This window comes from Lactobacillus sp. C449L (assembly GCF_059900815.1).
The window spans coordinates 146,133-164,826 of record NZ_JBWXGA010000002.1 but is presented as its reverse complement, the minus strand read 5'-3'; the positions used below and the strand labels follow the sequence as shown (position 1 = coordinate 164,826).

At 37.1% G+C, this 18,694-nt stretch carries 16 protein-coding genes and 1 tRNA gene; 13 read left to right on the top strand and 4 right to left on the bottom strand.

The annotated features are described in order from the left end of the window. Positions 1 to 17 precede the first annotated feature (17 nt). From AC2JF9_RS04185 to AC2JF9_RS04175, 3 genes are read right to left on the bottom strand one after another with little or no spacing between them, the layout of a single operon-like run. Positions 18 to 1,583: an ROK family protein gene (locus tag AC2JF9_RS04185; protein ID WP_500725540.1), complete on the bottom strand. Its 1,566-nt coding sequence runs from the start codon at positions 1,581 to 1,583 to the stop codon at positions 18 to 20. Beyond that, positions 1,584 to 2,699 (bottom strand): S-methyl thiohydantoin desulfurase family protein, encoded by a 1,116-nt coding sequence (locus tag AC2JF9_RS04180; protein ID WP_500725539.1) that lies wholly within the window; start codon positions 2,697 to 2,699, stop codon positions 1,584 to 1,586. Between the two features lie 3 nt (positions 2,700 to 2,702). Continuing rightward, positions 2,703 to 4,055: a purine-cytosine permease family protein gene (locus AC2JF9_RS04175; protein ID WP_500725538.1), complete on the bottom strand. Its 1,353-nt coding sequence runs from the start codon at positions 4,053 to 4,055 to the stop codon at positions 2,703 to 2,705. Positions 4,056 to 4,387: 332 nt separating this feature from the next. On the opposite strand from AC2JF9_RS04175, the gene AC2JF9_RS04170 reads away from it, so the two are divergent. The 11 genes from AC2JF9_RS04170 to AC2JF9_RS04120 all read left to right on the top strand — a co-directional run bounded on the left by AC2JF9_RS04170 (position 4,388) and on the right by AC2JF9_RS04120 (position 15,485). Beyond that, entirely contained in the window at positions 4,388 to 5,818 is a 1,431-nt protein-coding gene (locus tag AC2JF9_RS04170; RefSeq protein WP_500725537.1) for an MFS transporter, read from the top strand. A gap of 237 nt (positions 5,819 to 6,055) precedes the next feature. Continuing rightward, the gene (locus AC2JF9_RS04165) at positions 6,056 to 6,343 is read left to right on the top strand and encodes a type II toxin-antitoxin system HicB family antitoxin (protein ID WP_500725536.1); all 288 of its coding nucleotides are present in this window, start codon (positions 6,056 to 6,058) and stop codon (positions 6,341 to 6,343) included. Between the two features lie 340 nt (positions 6,344 to 6,683). Beyond that, complete coding sequence (locus tag AC2JF9_RS04160) at positions 6,684 to 7,250, top strand: aldose epimerase family protein (protein WP_500725535.1); 567 nt, start codon at positions 6,684 to 6,686, stop codon at positions 7,248 to 7,250. Positions 7,251 to 7,347: 97 nt separating this feature from the next. Then, positions 7,348 to 8,472 (top strand): LCP family glycopolymer transferase, encoded by a 1,125-nt coding sequence (locus AC2JF9_RS04155; protein ID WP_500725534.1) that lies wholly within the window; start codon positions 7,348 to 7,350, stop codon positions 8,470 to 8,472. Next, complete coding sequence (locus tag AC2JF9_RS04150; protein WP_500725533.1) at positions 8,472 to 9,089, top strand: glycerol-3-phosphate acyltransferase; 618 nt, start codon at positions 8,472 to 8,474, stop codon at positions 9,087 to 9,089. Before AC2JF9_RS04155 ends, AC2JF9_RS04150 begins: the two co-directional genes overlap by 1 nt. Positions 9,090 to 9,130: 41 nt before the next feature. Continuing rightward, positions 9,131 to 12,106 carry an LTA synthase family protein gene (locus AC2JF9_RS04145; protein WP_500725532.1) on the top strand — a complete coding sequence of 992 codons (2,976 nt, stop codon included), beginning with the start codon at positions 9,131 to 9,133 and terminating at the stop codon, positions 12,104 to 12,106. Positions 12,107 to 12,379: 273 nt separating this feature from the next. Then, positions 12,380 to 13,645: a tyrosine--tRNA ligase gene (gene tyrS, locus AC2JF9_RS04140; protein ID WP_500725531.1), complete on the top strand. Its 1,266-nt coding sequence runs from the start codon at positions 12,380 to 12,382 to the stop codon at positions 13,643 to 13,645. Positions 13,646 to 13,765: 120 nt separating this feature from the next. Next, positions 13,766 to 14,164, top strand: coding sequence for an NUDIX domain-containing protein (locus AC2JF9_RS04135; protein WP_500725530.1), 399 nt, complete (start codon positions 13,766 to 13,768; stop codon positions 14,162 to 14,164). A 104-nt stretch (positions 14,165 to 14,268) separates the two neighbouring features. Further along, on the top strand, positions 14,269 to 14,592 hold the full coding sequence (locus AC2JF9_RS04130) for a heavy metal-binding domain-containing protein (protein WP_500725529.1): 324 nt from the start codon (positions 14,269 to 14,271) through the stop codon (positions 14,590 to 14,592). A 68-nt stretch (positions 14,593 to 14,660) separates the two neighbouring features. Next, positions 14,661 to 14,733: transfer RNA gene (locus AC2JF9_RS04125), tRNA-Thr, on the top strand. A 98-nt stretch (positions 14,734 to 14,831) separates the two neighbouring features. Beyond that, positions 14,832 to 15,485 (top strand): HD domain-containing protein, encoded by a 654-nt coding sequence (locus AC2JF9_RS04120; protein WP_500725528.1) that lies wholly within the window; start codon positions 14,832 to 14,834, stop codon positions 15,483 to 15,485. 9 nt (positions 15,486 to 15,494) lie between these two features. On the opposite strand, the gene AC2JF9_RS04115 is transcribed toward AC2JF9_RS04120, so the two are convergent. After that, positions 15,495 to 15,995, bottom strand: coding sequence for a methylated-DNA--[protein]-cysteine S-methyltransferase (locus AC2JF9_RS04115; RefSeq protein WP_500725527.1), 501 nt, complete (start codon positions 15,993 to 15,995; stop codon positions 15,495 to 15,497). Positions 15,996 to 16,331: 336 nt separating this feature from the next. Here AC2JF9_RS04115 and AC2JF9_RS04110 point away from each other — a divergent pair, with 336 nt between their 5' ends. Both AC2JF9_RS04110 and AC2JF9_RS04105 read left to right on the top strand, forming a co-directional pair. After that, positions 16,332 to 17,423 carry a BMP family lipoprotein gene (locus tag AC2JF9_RS04110; protein ID WP_500725526.1) on the top strand — a complete coding sequence of 364 codons (1,092 nt, stop codon included), beginning with the start codon at positions 16,332 to 16,334 and terminating at the stop codon, positions 17,421 to 17,423. Between the two features lie 126 nt (positions 17,424 to 17,549). Continuing rightward, the gene (locus AC2JF9_RS04105) at positions 17,550 to 18,620 is read left to right on the top strand and encodes a BMP family lipoprotein (protein WP_500725525.1); all 1,071 of its coding nucleotides are present in this window, start codon (positions 17,550 to 17,552) and stop codon (positions 18,618 to 18,620) included. Positions 18,621 to 18,694: the final 74 nt, after the last annotated feature.

The window sequence follows — 18,694 nt, the reverse complement described above, 5'->3', positions numbered from 1 at the left end:
GTGATAAATACTCTCGCTTAATGTTTTGAGTTGTCAATTTCGCCAACAACTTTTGCTTTAACCCTTGTTGTTTCGCCTGGAGCATAAGCAAGTGGCACCTCAATAATTTCAACTACTTTAATTGTATCTGCCTTTGCACCAGCTAATTCAGCCTGTTGGCTAGCCTGCTTTTCAACATCAGTTAAAGCATCAGCACGTTTGACTTGAGAATATTGGTATACTTTTTCATATTCACCACCAATATTAGCAATTGTAGCACCAATAGCATTTGCAACACTACCGAACCTGTTTTTAGTGATATGTTTTACTCCCTTTAATTTATTTGGAGCAATGATTGAGCCACCACCTACTAAAATGACTTCTACATCTTCAGCACTGGTTTTCATTTGATCAATGCCGTCTTCTAAAATTTCAGCAATCTTGTTCATGGCTTTTTGAGCTATTTTTTCATCTATTGTTTCGACAAGTTTTGGATTGCCTACTTGGCAGAGACCAAGTCTAACGGCAATATCAGTTGTGGTTAGAGTATCACCACCAAAGACAAGAGCTTTTTCAGTGATTGCATATCCTACACTATCAGGTCCGATTGTCACTGACCCGTCTGCGCTGACGCGGACAATTGTGCCGCCCCCAAGACCAACTGATAAAACGTCTGGCATTCTAAAGTTGGTGCGTACGCCGCCAACAGTGACAGCCTTAGATGATTCGCGCGGAAAGCCATTAGTCAAGACGCCGATATCAGATGTAGTACCACCAACATCGACAGTTAAGGCATTTTTGAATTTAGATAGATAAGCAGCTCCCCGGATACTGTTGGTTGGACCACTCCCAATTGTTAAGATTGGGTATTTAGCTGCATATTCCAGTGACATCAATGTACCATCATTCTGACATAAATATACCTTAGCGGCAGTGATGTTTTCTTTGGCTAAAGCATTGGAAAATCCGGTAGTAACGCTTTTTATAACTTTATTCAAAGCAGCGTTTAAAATTGTAGCATTTTCACGTCCAATTAAACCGATTGATCCAATAGAAGATGAAGTAGAAATAGGGAAGTTCTCACCTAAAATTTCCTGCGCCATTTCTGAAACGCGTTTTTCTTGGTCATCATTAATTGAAGAAAAAACACCTACAACTGCTAAGCCATCAATCTGACCCTTCCATTCGTTCAGCTTATCCCGTACTTCTTTTTCAGAAAATGTAGCAATAGGATCGCCATTAAATTCATAACCACCACGAATCAGAGCATAGCGGTTAGACAAGATTTCAGTAATGTCCTCTGGCCATTCAGTATATGGTAAGATTGATGCAGTTGCAGGATATCCAATGCGTAAAACACCAACTTTACCTAAATTTTTACGTTCAACGATTGCATTTGTTGCTTGGGTAGTACCAAGCATTGCTTGACCTATTTGATCAACGTCAATCTTTTTTTCGTTAATAACTTTATGGATTGCGTTTTTAATTCCAGTTTCGATATCTTTGGTTGTATGAGTTTTGGTCGAAACAATAACATTGAGTTGATCGTCCAAAATGGCAGCGTCAGTATTAGTACCACCAACGTCAATTCCTAATTTATACACTTAATTTTCCTCCTTTTGATTTTTGTACTCTGCGTATCGTTTTTCAATTGGAATATAATCAACATCATATTTGAAATAACGTGGACCGACCAGCTTAATTCCCGCTTCTGTTCGCCATTTTTCGTTTGCCGGTAAACCAAGCACCATGATTCTTTTGCCATAGCGCACTTCTTCGTTAGTAATTGGCTGCAGCGTATCAACATCAACCATGGTGATTAAGTCAGGTACAGTGACTAAAATTTGACCATCAAGCTCCATAATAATGTTTTCATTCTGAAATGAAATTTTACCAGTTTGGCCTTCATTTTCGTTAAAGCCTCCCAAGGTTATTTCCCCAAAGTTGAAGCCTCCTTTTGTTGTATGAGAAATATCAACAATTTTAGCTGTCATTAACTTATAACCATGAGTTAGTCGGAGTAATTCGGCTAGTGCACTGTCTACAGATTCATAATCATTAGCGTGTTGAATCAGCTCACCAATTTTTTGGCTAAGGTCAACGATATTTAAAACTCCTGACTCACGTAGCTCTTTACCGGTTAATGAATCACTGGCACTCGAAGAAGTTGCGCCTACTTGAACGGTAAAGTCACGGCCAATCTTTTCAGCCCAAAACGCATCAGGCGTGTTAATAAGTGAAGTATTGCCTCGCTCATCTGACAAAACCATTGGTGTAACTGAATGACCTGCTAAAACAAAAGTTGACATTTGCAGTTCAGGAAATGCTCGTCCCATTCCATCAGCATCAGCAATCGGCATGTTCATGTTCGCGGCTGCAACGATTGGCATCATTGAGTTGATACCACCAGCTTCAATGGGAAAAGTACCGTAGATTTTTCTATTATAATATTGCTCAAAAATTTTAAAAGCACTAGGAAACTCGTTGCCATTAGGAAACTTTTCCATTGAGACAGCTGGTGCACCAATATTTGAGGCTGAAACAAAAAGTTCATCGTCTGGAAATTCACTGGGCTCAAGTAATGTAACGGGACCGTGCTCTTTAATAGCAGAAATTGCCATCAGTTCGCCAATAAATGGATTACCCCCGCCACCTGAGCCGAGCAATGCAGCTCCAATAGCAATTTGTTTTACGTCTTTGATTCCTATTTCTCTACTCAAAATCTACTCCTCTATCTCTTCATTTTCTTTGCTTTCTTGACCAATTTTTCTGATTAACAGACTACCTAAATAATAGACTAATCCAGAAGTAACTAAAACATTGAGCGATTGAACACCCCAAGTAACAAACTGTCCAACTAAAATGCCACAAACCCAGGCAATAACTGTCATTAATGGTAGCCTTGAGGAAGTCTTAGGTAATTCTCCTTTAGCACGACTTTCATCCAAGTTGTTCCGGTCAGTTTTTAAAAGCCAATAATCAACAAACATAATTGCAGCTATTGGTGGGAAAACAACGCCTAAAATGGTTAAAAAGCCTTGAAATTTATCGATTAGGCCAACGACTGAAAGAATTGTGCCCAGAATCCCAGTAATAACAGTCATAACCGATCTGTTTAAATTGACTTTAAAAACCTGTCTAAAGAAGTTAACCACATTAAGGCTTGCTGAGTACAAGTTCATATCGTTAACTTTAACCGATGATAAAACGATTAAAGCTATTCCTAAAGCCCCGGTTAACTGATAAATAATGGGCATAATTTCTTTTGAACCGATAGCATGTGCCATCAAAACGCCAATAACATTAACACCAAGTTCACCAACTAGTGTACCAATAACACATACCCAAAAAACATCACGGCCGTTTTTGGTTCTTCTTGTGATGTCTGGCATGATAATGGCACCAACAATAAAGTTACCAGTGACCATGGTAATTCCAGCTCCCATCCCCATAGCAGCACCTGGTGCAGCCATTGTAATTAAGTGACTGAGGCTATTACCTTTTAACATGTTATAGGTTGCAAAGCCCATAACAATAATAAAAGCAGGAATGGAAATATTAGTTGTCCAACTCAATCCCTTGAAGCCAAAAATGACTGAAAATGTTACTAGCAATCCAGTGATTGTTGCTACTAATTGGTAGTTAATACTGCTGTGAGTGATTGTGCTCAATATTTGAACAACACCCTCAGCGAAAACTGAATTTTGAATACCAAACCATCCAATTAAGCTAATTGCAAAGGTTAATCCCACGATTGCGGAACCAATTGTTCCAAATCCAGCCCATTTTGACAACAGACTGGTTGGAAGACCTTCTCTTTGTCCAGCCAAACCTAAACCATACGAAATAAATTGCAAAATTACGCTGCCTAAGATAGTCGACAAGACGGCATCACGAAAGGTCATACCATAGCCTAGCTCCGCACCTAGCATGAATTGACTTAGGGCTACGAAGCCACCAATTTGAACCATCAAAACTTTCCACATTGGATCACGTTTTTCTTTTGGAAAACGTTGAGTAGAGTAGTCATCATATATATCCTCATTTTTTGTAATATTTTTAATGTGCTCTGGCATAGATTTCCCCTTTCTAAAATTAAATATAAATTCCTTAAAATTAGTAATTTTATATTAAATTAATAAATATCTAATAATAAGAGTCTAGAATAGGAAAAACTTAAAGTCAATGGAAATTTTTAAAAGCAGAGTTAAGTTTTATTATCTTGATATAAAAACGTAAAACGTTCACATCAAGATGATTTTGGAAAAATCAGTTGTAATATTACAAAACGAAAAATAAAATATTGCTATAAAAATGTTTTTTTTTGCTTGGCAGCCAATAAAAAAAGAGTATAATTTCATTTGTTAAGGTACCTAACTAAATTTTGAATTTGAGAGGATTGGTAAGAATGACGCAAACTTCGAGTTACCAAACTAACCAAAAGGTGCAAAAAAACAGATGGTGGATATTGGTTGCCGTGGGACTTTTTACTTTCATGTCAACCTTAGATGGAACAATAGTTAATATCGCTTTGCCAGTAATTAGCAGTGATTTGCATATTCCAATGAGTCAATCCGAATGGGTAGTTTCATTGTACTTAATTGTAGTTTGTAGTTTTATTTTATTTTTTGGTAAACTAAGCGACCTTCACGGAAAGATTAGAATTTTTCGGCTAGGGGCAATTTTCTTTATTGCTGGATCCTTATTATCTGGTATTAAAGTGAATCTGATATTTTTGTTAGTAGCTCGCGCTCTACAAGCGATTGGTGCAGCAATGACAATGGCTACTAACAATGGTATTATTACCGAGATTTTTCCTTCAACGGAACGGGGAAAAGCACTTGGAACAATCGGCTCTTTTGTAGCTTTAGGTTCAATTGCCGGTCCTGGTCTTGGGGGCTTGATTCTTAGCCATCTGTCTTGGTCATATATTTTTTGGTTAAATGTACCGGTAGGTATTATCGCAGCAATCATTGGTGCCATCTTTTTACCTAAGGATATTACTTATAATAAGGCGTCACTTGATAAAGCTGGGTCATTTAGTTTTGCCTTAGGAATGATTACATTATTTGGTGGCGTCTTTTTAGGGCAACAACTTGGTTTTACAGCTTTACCTGTCTTAGTAATGTTAATTGTTGGTTTAGGTAGTTTTATTTGGTTTGTTGCAGTTGAAAATCGCACAACCAACCCATTATTACAATTCAGTTTGTTTAGAAACCCTGACTTTTCAGTTAGTTTACTATGTGCTTTACTGATTTTCATTACGAACTTTTTCTTTAATGTGGTTACACCATTTTACTTAGAAAATGCCTTGAAACTTGCTCCAAGTCAAGCAGGAATGATTTTAATGATTTTGCCGGTAGTTCAACTTTTTGCAGCTCCGATTGCGGGCACACTTTCTGATAAAATTGGCCCTAAACTGATTACATTTATTGGCTTAGTACTTTTATTAATTAGTCAAATTGGTTATACAATGTGTAATTTGCATTCACCAATCTGGCTATTTATTATAAGTATCGCTATTATGGGTCTTGGCAGCGGCATATTTAGTTCTCCGAATAATTCGTTAGTAATGGGTTCGGTAGCTCAAAAGGACTTGGGAGTTGCTGGCAGTATTAATTCATTATCGCGTAATTTAGGTATGGTTATCGGAATTTCAAGTGCGACTACTGTTCTATTTGCGGCAATGAGCCATGCCAAAGGGACACGGGTAACAGCTTACTTACCCAAGCAACCAGAAATTTTTATTTATGGCATGCATGTTGTTTTCATTATTTCGCTGATTATTTGTCTAATAACGGTAATATTAAGTGGATGGCGATTGTTCAAAAAAGATTAAAAGCAATTTTAGTATAATAGTATTACAGAATATAAAAAGCGTTGCGGTATCATATTGCAACGCTTTTGTTAGTCCTCCATTCAAACATAAACTACTTTAATAAAGGCATAAAAGCCCTTGATTGTAAAAACTAATTTTTTCATAATTTTGTCTATTTTTATCTTTTTGGGTATATGATGACAATAGCAGAAAAGAAAAAACAAGTGAGAGCAAATGGAAAATAAGAAGGTTTAGTAAATGAATCATCGAATTGTAACATACCTAGCAATTTTTAGGCCCTTAGGAAATGATACATATGTAATTAAATTTCCTGATGTTAAAGGTGGAATTACTGAAGGGGAAGGCTTGCGCGAGTCAATGAAAATGGCAGCTGATACGTTGGCAAGCAGATTGTATAATAAAACTGAACTACCCAAGTGCAGCCAAGCAAGGGATATTGAGCTTCCAGACGATGGCTCCTTTATAGCGCCGGTTTCAGCTGACCTAACTGAAGCATCAAGAGCGCGCATCAATTATCGGATTTAAAAATAAAAAAACACTCCAATTTCTTGGAGTGCTCTTTTTATTAACTTGTTCCAAAAACTAATTATAATTCTCGGGAACAACCTTATTATAGTATATTAATGCAATTTTTGCTAATGATTTAAACGCTCTTTTAAAGCAAAGAAATCACTGATTTTTAGGAAAATAGCAATTAGGTTAATAGCTGTTTTTTGTCATTATTCAGCGATTTTATTGTATAATCTTTTATCAATAACTTTTTAAATTCTAAGCTCTGACTGAAAATGAACAGTTCCCTAGCTAGAATTGACATAAGCACTATTTACGTGCTATTTTCTATGAGGGAGAAAGTATGGGGTAAGCTATGCAAACAATTGAAAGTTCTGTTTTGCGTGCTGCTGTCGATGAAAAAGGTGCACAACTTGTTAATTTTGTGTCCCAACATGATCAAGTCGATTATTTTAAAGATGGCGATACGCAAAAAAAATTGGGAGTTACCTTTATGGGAACTGAGAAAGGTGAAAATTGGGCTGAGCTCTTACCTTGGACAGTTGTTGACAAGGGTGACGCAAGAGTTAGCTTAGCTTTAATTGATGATAGTGCTAGCTATAAAAAGTTTCCGTATCATTTTGAAGCTGTTTTGACTTATGTTCTTGAGGGCAACCAGGTCAATATTAAGTACTACCTAAAAAATAATTCGCATAAAGATATGCCGTTTTCACTGGTTTTTACTTTGCCAATCATTGAGGGCTGGGTTAAAAGCGAAAATTTGAATGAAATTGAGTTAAGCAATAATGATGTAAAACTGAAACTTGCTTCTACAAACTTTGACTTGCTAATTAAGGATGATGAAATCATTGCTTTACTCGATAAGGCTCAGCTTAAAGGTGACAGTGATGAGGAATTTTCGTTAACTCTGACATTGAGTTAAATAAATTTACGTTTTTAATAAGATATTATAGGCAAACCGGCAGTGGTTTGTTTTTTTGCTATAATATGCTCATTGTATAAAAATAGGTGAGTGGAATATGGATCACAACGATAATCACCCGAATAAAAGCCGAGTCGAGTTGCATGCAAAGGACTACCAGAAAAGTAAAAAGCGAGTCATAACTTGGCTTCTCAGTATTGTGGTATTTGCAGCGGTTGGTCTTTGTGTATACTCAGCATATATTTATTTTCGGACTAAAAATGCGGTTGATAATACTTATGACAGCAGTAATCATGTCCAAATTCAAAACGGTGAATTTAATGGTAAGAAAAAATTTGCTGTTCTGCTGATGGGTACTGATACCGGTGCTTTGGACCGGAAAGAAGAAATTGGAAATACTGACACCGTCATTATCGCAGTCATTAACCCGCAAAAAAAGCGTTACACTTTAATGTCAGTGCCACGAGATACAATGGCTCAAATGGTTGGCGCAGAGCAGTTTCAAGTTGAGAAAATCAATGCTGCATATCCGATTGGTGGAGCTAAAATGGCAATGGCAAGTGTTTCTGAATTGATTAACGTGCCAATTAAATATTATGCTTTGGTTAATATGAAAGGCATAATGCGCCTAATTCGTTATGTCGGCGGCATTAATATCAAACCAACCCTTAGTTTCGAATATGGTGGCTACATTTTTAAAAAAGACCAATTAACTCACATGGGTGGCGGTGGAGCTTTAGCATATTCGCGAATGCGCTACGATGATCCTGAAGGCGATTATGGTAGACAAAAGCGGCAGCGTCAAGTGATTACTGCATTGATAAAAAAAGCAGTATCGCTTAATACTCTAGCGCAACTCGATTCAGTTTTAACTTCAATTTCTGGGAACGTTAAAACTAACTTACCGTTTGATGCGTTAAAGCAAATTGCATTTAACTATCGTAGTTCAACTAAAAATGTCAAAAATGATTACCTTCATGGACATAACGCCACAATTGATGGTGCTTCTTATCAGGTTCAATCAACCGAAGAATTGCAAAGAGTATCTGATTACTTACGCGGTGAGTTGGGGCTTAGTCCAAAACAAATAAAAAATAACGAAACCTACCAGAATAAGAAAAATAAAGAAAACGGTTTTGATTTTACCAATCTTGCAACTCAGGACTATACTATTCATTATGATTATGTAAATCAGCTTCAGCAGGAAGAAGGTGTAAACTAGTGACACGCTTGTGGGCTGTTTTGATTGGCTACGCATTTGGTTGTGTGCTGTTCGCGAAACTAGTTTGTCGTTTTTGTTTGCACCAAGATCCTGCTAAGGTGGGTTCCGGCAACCCAGGTACTGCTAATGTTGGTGCTGTTTTTGGTAAAAAATGGGGTATAATTACTTGCATTGGTGATTTATTAAAAGTTGCCATTTGTCTGCTGACTGTACACTATCTTTTATCAGAAAGAATTGCACTCATTTATGCTGGATTGGGTCTAGTTTTAGGACACTGTTTTCCTTTTTGGAATCATTTTCAGGGTGGTAAGGGTGTGACCGTATCTGTTTTGTTAGCTGCAATCTATGATGTACGTGCGGCGGTAGTAACGCTTTTAATTGCACTTTTGCTGATGATTATTCTAAAGAATTTGACGGTTCCACCATTAGTTTTTATATTGCTGTTTAGCCTTTATGAACTGATGCAAGTCAAAGAAGCAGGAATTGTATTATTATTCATTACGTTGATTATGACCGTTAAGTTCAGGTATGATTTGCGTGACTTTTTTATGGGAAACGGGAAAAAAGTTGATGTTTTATACACAATTAAGAAAAAATTAGGTGGTAAAACGCAATAATCAATAAATACCATTTTTAGTGAGGACATATACTAGGAAATATGAATAAAGACAAAAAAACGTTAAAAGCTGTACAGACTATCTGCTTGTTGGTTGCTACTCTGCTTATGCTGTTACAAATGTACAGCTTAAAAGGAGCAGCTGCTCAGCCAGGCAGGTCATTTATGCGCTTTATGCCCGATATGATGCATAATGCAACCGTAATGATTGTCCCGATGGTCTTTGGCGCCGTTTATAGTAAGAAGAAGCAAAAAGTAAGCGAGAGCTTTAAATTTTGGCTCATGGCTATGGCTACTTTGCTTGTTTACTACGTGTTATTTTTCATCAAAGTGCCTGGTCGTTTTAATATGTGGCGTGTTTGGGGAATGTTGTTCCCAATCATTACTAGCACTTCAGTATTATTTGCTGGGCTGTTTTTCAGTTTATTAGTTCAGCCGCGGATTTACGACTTACAGCATCAATTAACTATAAAGCAGAACGTATTAGTTTTAGGACTATTAACATTACTGGGCTTTGCACTCAGTGCAGGTAATTTATCATTCCAATACTCACTCTATGGACTTTACTTAATTTTATTTTTTGCGTGGGGAATGTTCCTAGCAAACGTGACAATTGATAGAAAATTCGTAAGTTTATCGTTAATTAGCGGCATTTTATCATTTTTCATCGTTGTGATTGGTGTATCAGGATTTGATGCGGTTTACTGGTCGCAAATTATTTCAGGTAATGGCGGCGGTGATTGGAATAGAGAATTTCTAAATAATCCGTCTTCGCCATTTATGTTTTTAATGGTTGTGTCTGCGTTTTTATTATTTAAAAAAGTTATCGTGACTTTTAATGAAAAGCAGATGCGTTACTTTATTCCAGTAATTATCTTCATGGATGCGCCAATTTCCACGCGCTTTATGAACGACTTCAGTTTTACCCGCTCATCAGTTGTTAATAAGCTAATTATGATTGTTGTTATGGCGGTTATAGCAGTTGTTTGGGATAGAGTATTAGAGCGCTACTTATTCAAGATTAAGCCTTTTGCTAAAATAATTGATTACCTAAATCATGAGCCTAGTTTAGCGAAAATTTGTGAAAAAGGTTGGTCATACTTTACCAAGTTTATTGTAACCAATCGGGTTAACTTGCTTACTTGGGGCTGGTTCTATGTTCTTAGTTTTGTTTCCTTTTTGATTGAATCAGATAATCTTCGAATTCAAATCAGCACGGCAGCGACAATCAACGCGATTGTTTATCTGCTGGGAACTAAGTTTTTTGCCATCATTTTGACGACAATCTTTCTTGATGCACTATTTTCAATATTTTACTTTGTAACAACCCGGTATTGGACTTCTAACATGCTAGTTAGCTTAATTGGAATTGGCTGGGCAATTGCAAACAAGATTAAGTTGCTACTTCGTGGTGAACCAATTTATCCAACGGAAATAAGCGAAATTGTTAATTGGAAGACACTTTTGCCAATGGTTGGTAAGACCACGGTAATTGCTATTTTAGTTGCAATTGTAATTGTAATTGCAATTGACGTCTTTTTAGAAGTCAAGTTTCCAATTAAGAAGCGTGGTTCATGGAAGAGACGTGGTATCTGGGCTTTAGCTAGTCTGTTATTGTTTATGACACCATTGCGCTTTAATCATGATGGCGGTGTTATTTACCATATTAATCGCGGATTTGATAACCGCCAAAGATTCCGTAATCCTGAACGAGACATTCAGGTTAACGGTCCAGTCTTAAACTTCTTGAATTATATTGATCTTCAGATAATGGATCAGCCTGAAACCGGCTATTCTGAAACTACGATTAAGCAACTAAATGATAAGTACGCTAAAGTAGCTAATAAGATAAACAAAAACCGCCAGAATAATTTAAACGATCAGACGATTGTCTTTAACTTGAGTGAGAGTTTTGTTGATCCAAATACTTTCCCAACAATTAGATTTGATCGTTCTGTACCAAACCCAGTTAAATTTATTGAGTCAATGAAGTCGCGTTCATCATATGGAACAATGCTTAGTGCTGGCTATGGTGGTGGTACGGCCAACATGGAATGGGAAACGCTGACTGGCCTAAACATGGGATTATTCAAATCCACTTTAACTCCATATGTTCAAATTGTTCCTAATTATGATTTTTATCCAACAATTGGAATGAATTTTGACTACAAGTCAGCGGTTCACCCATTTATTGGAACGTACTACTCTAGGCGTGAAGATTATCGAAGATTCAAGTTCGACAAATTTGTTTACACTGGATCAAAATACAAGATTATCGATCAACAAAAACTAGGTAAGAGTGGCTATAATTCTGACTTTACAACATATGCCAATGGATTAAACCAGATTAACGCACGTAAAGGTGGTCAATTTATTAATCTGATTTCTATTCAAAATCATATGCCGTATAACAACTGGTATCCAGATAATGAGTATATGGGTAAGATCTCAGGTGATTTGTTCAATACACCTGCTGTACGTGAACAAATGGCAACTTACATCAAGGGTACCCAATATACCGATAAGGCGGTTAAACAGTTTATTGGTCAAATTGATAAAATTAAGAAACCAATTACGTTAGTCTTTTATGGTGATCATTATCCAAGCATTATTTCTCAAAGTTATACGGCTAAGTATCCGGTGCAAATGCACTCAACGCGCTACTTTATTTATTCAAATAAGTACGCCCGTCAACATGGTGCAAAAACACGGCTGCCACGCAAGGCAAATAACTTTGTCAGCTCCAGTGACTTTATTGCAATGATGTTAGAGCAGACTGACTCAAAGGTTACCCCTTATCAAGCGTTATTGACTGAAGTACATAAAAAGTTACCAGCAATCACTATTAACTTTAGTGGTGATAAGGGATACGAGTTAATTGGACGTAAAGGTCAAGTCATTGATCCAAAATACTTAACTAAGAAGCAGCAAGAGCTTTTAGCAGATTATGAAACTGTTCAGTATGATATGACAGCTGGTAAAGCATATGGCTTGAAAATAAAAGGCTTTTACAAGTAGTAGAAGTGAGTATTGACTTGTTAAGAAAAAATGAGTATTATCATTTATAATCAATTTTAGTAGTGGTTCGATTCAGTGTTCAGAGAACTAGCGGTTGGTGTAAGCTAGACAGGTCGAAGTTAACGAAATACGAGTGGGTAGTTCCCGTAAAGACTATAAGAAGAGGCGCTGTCACAAGCGTAAACGTGGGTGGTACCACGGCTAATAAAGTAATTTAGTCGTCCCTAGATTCGATACTTAGAATCTAGGGACGTTTTTGTTTGGAGGAGACCAATGGCAAACTTTGATATTTTAGCGGATTTAAAATGGCGTGGTGCAATTAACCAACAAACTGATGAAGAAGGTTTGGCTAAGTACTTACAAGAACATGATGATTTGGCCCTATATTGTGGTACCGACCCTACTGGTGATTCGCTACATATTGGTCACTTAATACCATTCATGATTTTGAAAAGATTCCAGCTTGCTGGATACCATCCTGTAATTATTATTGGCGGCGGCACGGGGACAATTGGCGATCCGTCAGGGCGCAGTTCGGAGCGAGTATTACTTAGTGCTGAAAAGCTTCACCAAAACGAACTTGCTTTAACTAGACAAATGGAAAAATTATTTGGTACGGAGAACTTTGAGATTGTCAACAACGCCGAGTGGTTGGATAAGCTTAGTTTAATTGAGTTCTTACGTGAATATGGTAAGCATTTTCAAGTTAACAATATGCTAGGCAAAGATGTTGTTGCCAGTCGGTTAGAAAATGGTATTTCTTTCACCGAGTTTTCATACCAGATTTTGCAGGCGATTGATTTTTATCAATTAAATAAAAACCATGGTGTGCAAATGCAAATAGGTGGTAGTGATCAATGGGGCAATATCACAGCTGGAATTGATTTAATTCACAAATTAATGGGTCCTGATCGTCAAGCCTTCGGCTTAACCATTCCTTTAATGCTAAAAGCTGACGGAACCAAGTTTGGTAAATCTGCTGGTGGTGCGGTTTGGCTTGATCCTGAAAAGACAAGTCCATATGAGTTCTACCAATTTTGGATTAATCAAGATGACCGCGATGTTGTGAAATATTTGAAGTACTTTACTTTCTTAAGTCATGAAGAAATCGATGATTTGGAACAGCAAGTTAAGAACGAACCGTGGAAACGGGCTGCTCAAAAGGTGCTTGCTAAAGAAGTAACCAAGTTTGTTCACGGCGAAGAAGGCCTTGCAGAAGCTGAAATGATTACAGAAGCGCTGTTTTCTGGCAATATTAAAGAGCTTACGGTTAAGCAGATTGAGCAGGGACTCAAGAGTGCGCCAACTGCAGAATCTGATTCGACAAGTAAAAATATTGTTGACTTCTTAGTTGATACTAAGATTGAGCCCTCCAAGCGCCAAGCACGTGAGGATGTTGCAAATGGAGCAATTTACATTAATGGTGAGCGCGAGCAATCAGTTGACTTTGATGTTGCCCCCGCAAGAGCTTTTGATGGCAAATACGTAATCGTTCGTAAAGGAAAAAGAAAGTATACGTTAGTAAGTATTAAAGATTAACTAGGTAGTTTTGTAAAAGGTCTAATGCACAGCATTAGACTTTTTATTTTGTGGCAAAGACAAGTGTTCTTAAAAAGCATAGAATGGAACTAACTAGCTTTTAACAAGGAGATGACAGCAATGCGCGCAAGAGTGGTTCTCTATAATCAAAATATAGCTTCTGTTCTATTAATTCACAGGCTAAAAAATAGCCGTGATTATTGGGTTATTCCTGGTGGTGGCAGCAAAGGGCAAGAAACTCCTGTTCAAACTGCAATTAGAGAAATTTCTGAAGAACTAAAGATTTCTCTTGCTGCTACAGATTTAACTTTTATGTTTAAAATAGCTGACGAATTCATTTTTTTAGCAAAAATTACTCAAATTAAAATACCTGAGATTAGCGGTGAAGAAAAAGAGCGGGCTAATCAAAATAATGTTTATAAGCCGACTTGGGTAAAAATAAATAAGCTAACAGGTATTGATTTAATGCCATCAGAAATTGCTCAGCAAATTTTGAATAAACTTAAGAGTGCACGATAGTGGTATTATTTTAGTTTTGTATTGACCAAAACTCATAGGATACGGCATAATCAATTTGAGACAATATAAGTTATGTTTTTAACACGATTTTAGGAGAATAATATATGGATGACCAAATTTTAGTTACTACCACAGAGAATATTCCTGGTAAAGAGTATGATATTATTGGTGAAGTATTTGGTTTGACAACACAATCAAAGAATATGTTTAAGGATGTTGGTGCAGGCTTAAAGTCAATGGTCGGTGGAGAAATTCGTAGTTATACTAAAATGCTTCAAACTTCACGTGAACAAGCACTTGAGCGTTTACGTCAAGAAGCAGCTGAAAAAGGTGCCGATGCAATTGTAATGATGCGGTTTGATTCAGGCACAATTGGTGGTGATATGCAATCTGTAGTTGCCTATGGAACGGCAGTTAAGTATCGTTAGAGTATTTTAAATAAAAAAACTAAAGTATTCGCTAAGCAAGGCGGATACTTTTTTGATAGAATTAAGTTGCCACTTTAGCTCAGAAGGTAGAGCACCGCCGTGGTAAGGAGGAGGTCCTCAGTTCAAATCTGGGAAGTGGCTTATAAAAAGTATATTTTGCGAAGAAGTTTCAGAATATACTGGAAGATAAGAGACCATGACATTTAGATACTAAACATTAAAAAGGACATGATTAAAGTATGGATATCGTTAAAATAAAGGATTTCGTTAAGCAGCAATTAAAAGGTGAAAAGACTAGTCATGATTTTTATCACGGTCAGCGGGTAGCGCATTTAGCTAGCAAGATGTATTTAAATGACAATCCCACTGCTCACGCTGACAGTCGGATGGTGGCAATTATTCAGGCCGGTGGGTATTTGCACGATACCATCGATGAAAAGATCTGTGCTGACCCTAAGAGGGTTCTCGCGCAAATTAAAGTGATATTGCCAGAAACTGGATTTACAGAACTAGAGACTAAAGATATCTTATTTACAATTCAACACATGTCATTTTCACAAAACATAGAGCATCATTATCAATTACCCATCTCGGGAGAATATGTCCAGGATGCTGACCGAATTGAAAGCTTGGGCGCAATGGGAATTGCCCGTGCTTTTACTTATGGTGGGGCTCACGGTAATGTTATTTACGACCCAGACATTAAGCCGGAAAAATTAGTTAGTCATGACCAATATCGTGAACATACGGAAACTACTATTAACCACTTTTATGAGAAGTTATTCCAATTAGAAGAACTGATGAATACCAAAGGTGGAAAAAAAGAAGCCCACAAACGAACAAAGTTTATGCGCGACTTCGTTAATGAATTTATGGCTGAATGGAATGTTTAAAAAATTAGTTTAGCTTTGCTTTTCTAACTCTAATAATGCTTTTTTTCGGTCAATTCCGCCAGCGTATCCGGTCAATGAACCATCGCTTCCTAGCACACGATGACAGGGAATGATTATTGCAATTGGGTTATGCCCAACGGCACCACCAACCGCACGCGCTAGGTTGGTCTTTTGTTTTTTCTTAGTTTGTAGTTGATCAGAAAGTTCTTTATAAGTGGTGGTTTTACCATAGGCAACTTTTTGCAATTCGCTAAGTACTTTTTTACGAAATTCAGTTACTTGCGGCTTAACTGGCACGATGAATGGATTAGGATTTTGACCAGCGAAATACTGGTTCAGCCATTTTAATGCTAGTTCATTGGGACGACAATTTTTTTCGTCTGTTTGGTTTAAATCATAATTTATAGCATAGTACTTTTGGTCATTAAACCACAGCCCGCGTAAATATTGTTCGTCACTGAGTAGGAGAATTTCTCCAAGGCTTGATTGATAAGTAGTTCGGTGCAGCATGATATTTCATTCTCTCTTTACACAAAATAACGATTATTTTTTAATACCGTGCGCTAAGCGTGCGGCTATTATTTTGGCACATACTCTTTTTAGATTAACATAGTTTTTTATTAGAGAATATGGAAAAAATCTGGTTTTGTTTTCAGTTTACAAAAAGACACAAAAAAATTTTATATTTTTCGTTGCTGTATGCAAAACCATAGTCTTTTAAGCTTACATTGTGGTCTATACCAAATACAAACCTTGATATATCAACACTCTATATTGTGGTGTTGCCTTTGACATAACCACTAAATGTTGATATTTTATTATCTGTAAGATTTAGGAGGACCCAATATGGAGACTAAGATAAAAAAGATTTTTTCATTCGCTACAGTGACGGTTGCTGCAGGTGTAGCACTTACTGCTTGTTCTGGGAGAAAGCAAGGCGGCAGTGGTAATTCAACCAGCAGTGCTAAGCATTCAATCGCATTAATTACTGATACAGCCGGTGTTAATGACAACTCATTTAACCAATCGGCTTGGCGTGGATTTAAAGCTTATGGTAAAGAGCACAACATAAAACGTGGTCGTAATGGTTATCAATACTTCCAATCAAGTAGTGCTGCCGACTTTGAGCCGAACTTTGATCAAGCAAGTAAGGCAGGTTACCAAACTATTTTTGGTATAGGATATAGTTTGAAAGATGCTGTTAGCGCAGCTGCAAAAAAGGACCCTAAGAAGAACTTTGTCATTGTTGACGATGTAGTTAAGGGTCAAAAAAATGTTGCTTCAGCTAATTTTAAGAGTGAACAAGCATCATACTTGGCCGGTGTTGCAGCTGCTACCCAGACTAAGACTAATGTGATTGGCTTTATTGGTGGAGCTCACAGTGACATTATCGATCTTTTTGATGCAGGCTTTACTAAAGGCGTTAATGATCAAGCTAAAAAACTCCATAAGAAAATTACGCTTTTGAATCAATATGTTGGTGACTTTACCAGTGCTGACAAGGAAAAAGCAATTGCAAAGTCAATGTATGCCAAAGATGCTGATATTGTCTTCCATGCTTCTGGTTTAGCCGGAAACGGACTTTTCCAAGAAGCTAAGGCAATCAACCAAGATCGCCCTGCTGACAAGAAGGTTTGGGTAATTGGAGTTGACGTTGACCAGTCCTACCTAGGTGACTACAAATCAAAAGACGGGAAAAAAGATAACTTCGTTTTAACTTCGGTAATCACGGGTGTAGATGTTGCTACTCATGATATTGCTAATCGTGCATATAAAGGCAAGTTTCCTGGTGGTAAGCAGTTAGTATACGGCTTAAAGACGAACGGCGTCTCCATTGTACGCGGTAAAGTTAATGACACTGCTTGGAAATATTCCCGTGAGGCGCGTCAGCAAATTATTGACGGTTCTATCAAAGTTCCAATCCACCCAGCTAAATAGTTCGCTTTTAGCACTAATACTTTTTTATGAACCTTAAAGTATGATATTTTCCTTGAAATTATACGTATTTTATAATAAAGTTAATGATGAAAAGTTCGTATTTTTTATGGAGGATAAAAGTTAATTATGGGTAAAAAATTTACGAAATTACTGTCATTAGGAGTTGCGACTGCGTCCTTTGTCTTTCTAGTTAGTGGTTGTTCAGGTAAAAAGCAAAGTTCAACTGCTCAAAGCAAGAAAAACAGTATCGCTTTAATCACTGATAGTAATGGAATAAATGATCAGTCATTTAACCAAGCTGCATGGGAAGGTTTCAAAGCCTACGGTAAAGAGCAGAATCTAAAGCAGGGCAGTGGCTATCAATATTTTCAGTCAAACAGTGCTTCGGATTATACGCCAAACTTTAACCAAGCTGCCAAGTCTGGTTATAAGACAATATTTGGTATTGGCTATTTGCTAAAAGATTCGGTTAGTGCAGCTGCTAAGAAAAACCCCAAGAAGAATTTCGTAATTGTTGATGATGTGATTAAAGGGCAAAAAAATGTTGCTTCTGTTACTTTTATGAGTAATGAATCATCATATCTGGGCGGCGTTGCAGCTGCCTACTCGACTAAAACAAATAAAGTTGGTTTTATCGGTGGCGCTAAATCAACGATTATTAGTTCTTTCGAAAATGGCTTTAAGCAAGGGGTTGCTGATGCTGCCAAGGCAATGAACAAAAAAATCACTGTAAGTACACAATATGTTGGCAACTTTACATCAACTGATAAAGCTAAATCAATGGCTCAGTCCATGTACGCTGATAAATGTGATGTCATTTTCCAAGCTGCTGGTTCTGCTGGTAATGGTGTATTCCAAGAAGCTAAGGCGCATAACCAGACACGTTTAGCTGACCAAAAAGTGTGGGTTGTTGGTGTTGATGTTGACCAAGAAAATATGGGTGAATATAAAGCTAAAGACGGTAAAAAGTCTAACTTCACTTTAACTTCGGTTTTGAAAGGACTAAATGTTGCCACCAAATCCTTAGCTGATGACGCAAATAAAGGTAAATTTCCTGGTGGTAAGCACCTTGTTTACTCGTTAAAAGGTGATGGAGTTTCAGTTACTAAAGGTAATCTTTCGTCTAAAGCGTGGTCAGCAGTTCAAAAGGCAAGAGCAGACATTATTTCTGGTAAGATTAAAGTTACGCAAAAATAAAAAAACTCGTAATTAAATGATTTTAAAACTCTTTGCATGTGCATACGCAAAGAGTTTTTTACAAAAGGAAAATA

Bases quoted from the DNA above. Each gene is read 5' to 3' on its own strand.
- AC2JF9_RS04175 (WP_500725538.1), bottom strand. From the start codon at position 4,055: ATGCCAGAGCACATTAAAAATATTACAAAAAATGAGGATATATATGAT.
- AC2JF9_RS04170 (WP_500725537.1), top strand. From the start codon at position 4,388: ATGACGCAAACTTCGAGTTACCAAACTAACCAAAAGGTGCAAAAAAAC.
- AC2JF9_RS04165 (WP_500725536.1), top strand. From the start codon at position 6,056: ATGAATCATCGAATTGTAACATACCTAGCAATTTTTAGGCCCTTAGGA.
- AC2JF9_RS04160 (WP_500725535.1), top strand. From the start codon at position 6,684: ATGCAAACAATTGAAAGTTCTGTTTTGCGTGCTGCTGTCGATGAAAAA.
- AC2JF9_RS04155 (WP_500725534.1), top strand. From the start codon at position 7,348: ATGGATCACAACGATAATCACCCGAATAAAAGCCGAGTCGAGTTGCAT.
- AC2JF9_RS04145 (WP_500725532.1), top strand. From the start codon at position 9,131: ATGAATAAAGACAAAAAAACGTTAAAAGCTGTACAGACTATCTGCTTG.
- tyrS (WP_500725531.1), top strand. From the start codon at position 12,380: ATGGCAAACTTTGATATTTTAGCGGATTTAAAATGGCGTGGTGCAATT.
- AC2JF9_RS04135 (WP_500725530.1), top strand. From the start codon at position 13,766: ATGCGCGCAAGAGTGGTTCTCTATAATCAAAATATAGCTTCTGTTCTA.
- AC2JF9_RS04130 (WP_500725529.1), top strand. From the start codon at position 14,269: ATGGATGACCAAATTTTAGTTACTACCACAGAGAATATTCCTGGTAAA.
- AC2JF9_RS04120 (WP_500725528.1), top strand. From the start codon at position 14,832: ATGGATATCGTTAAAATAAAGGATTTCGTTAAGCAGCAATTAAAAGGT.
- AC2JF9_RS04115 (WP_500725527.1), bottom strand. From the start codon at position 15,995: ATGCTGCACCGAACTACTTATCAATCAAGCCTTGGAGAAATTCTCCTA.
- AC2JF9_RS04110 (WP_500725526.1), top strand. From the start codon at position 16,332: ATGGAGACTAAGATAAAAAAGATTTTTTCATTCGCTACAGTGACGGTT.
- AC2JF9_RS04105 (WP_500725525.1), top strand. From the start codon at position 17,550: ATGGGTAAAAAATTTACGAAATTACTGTCATTAGGAGTTGCGACTGCG.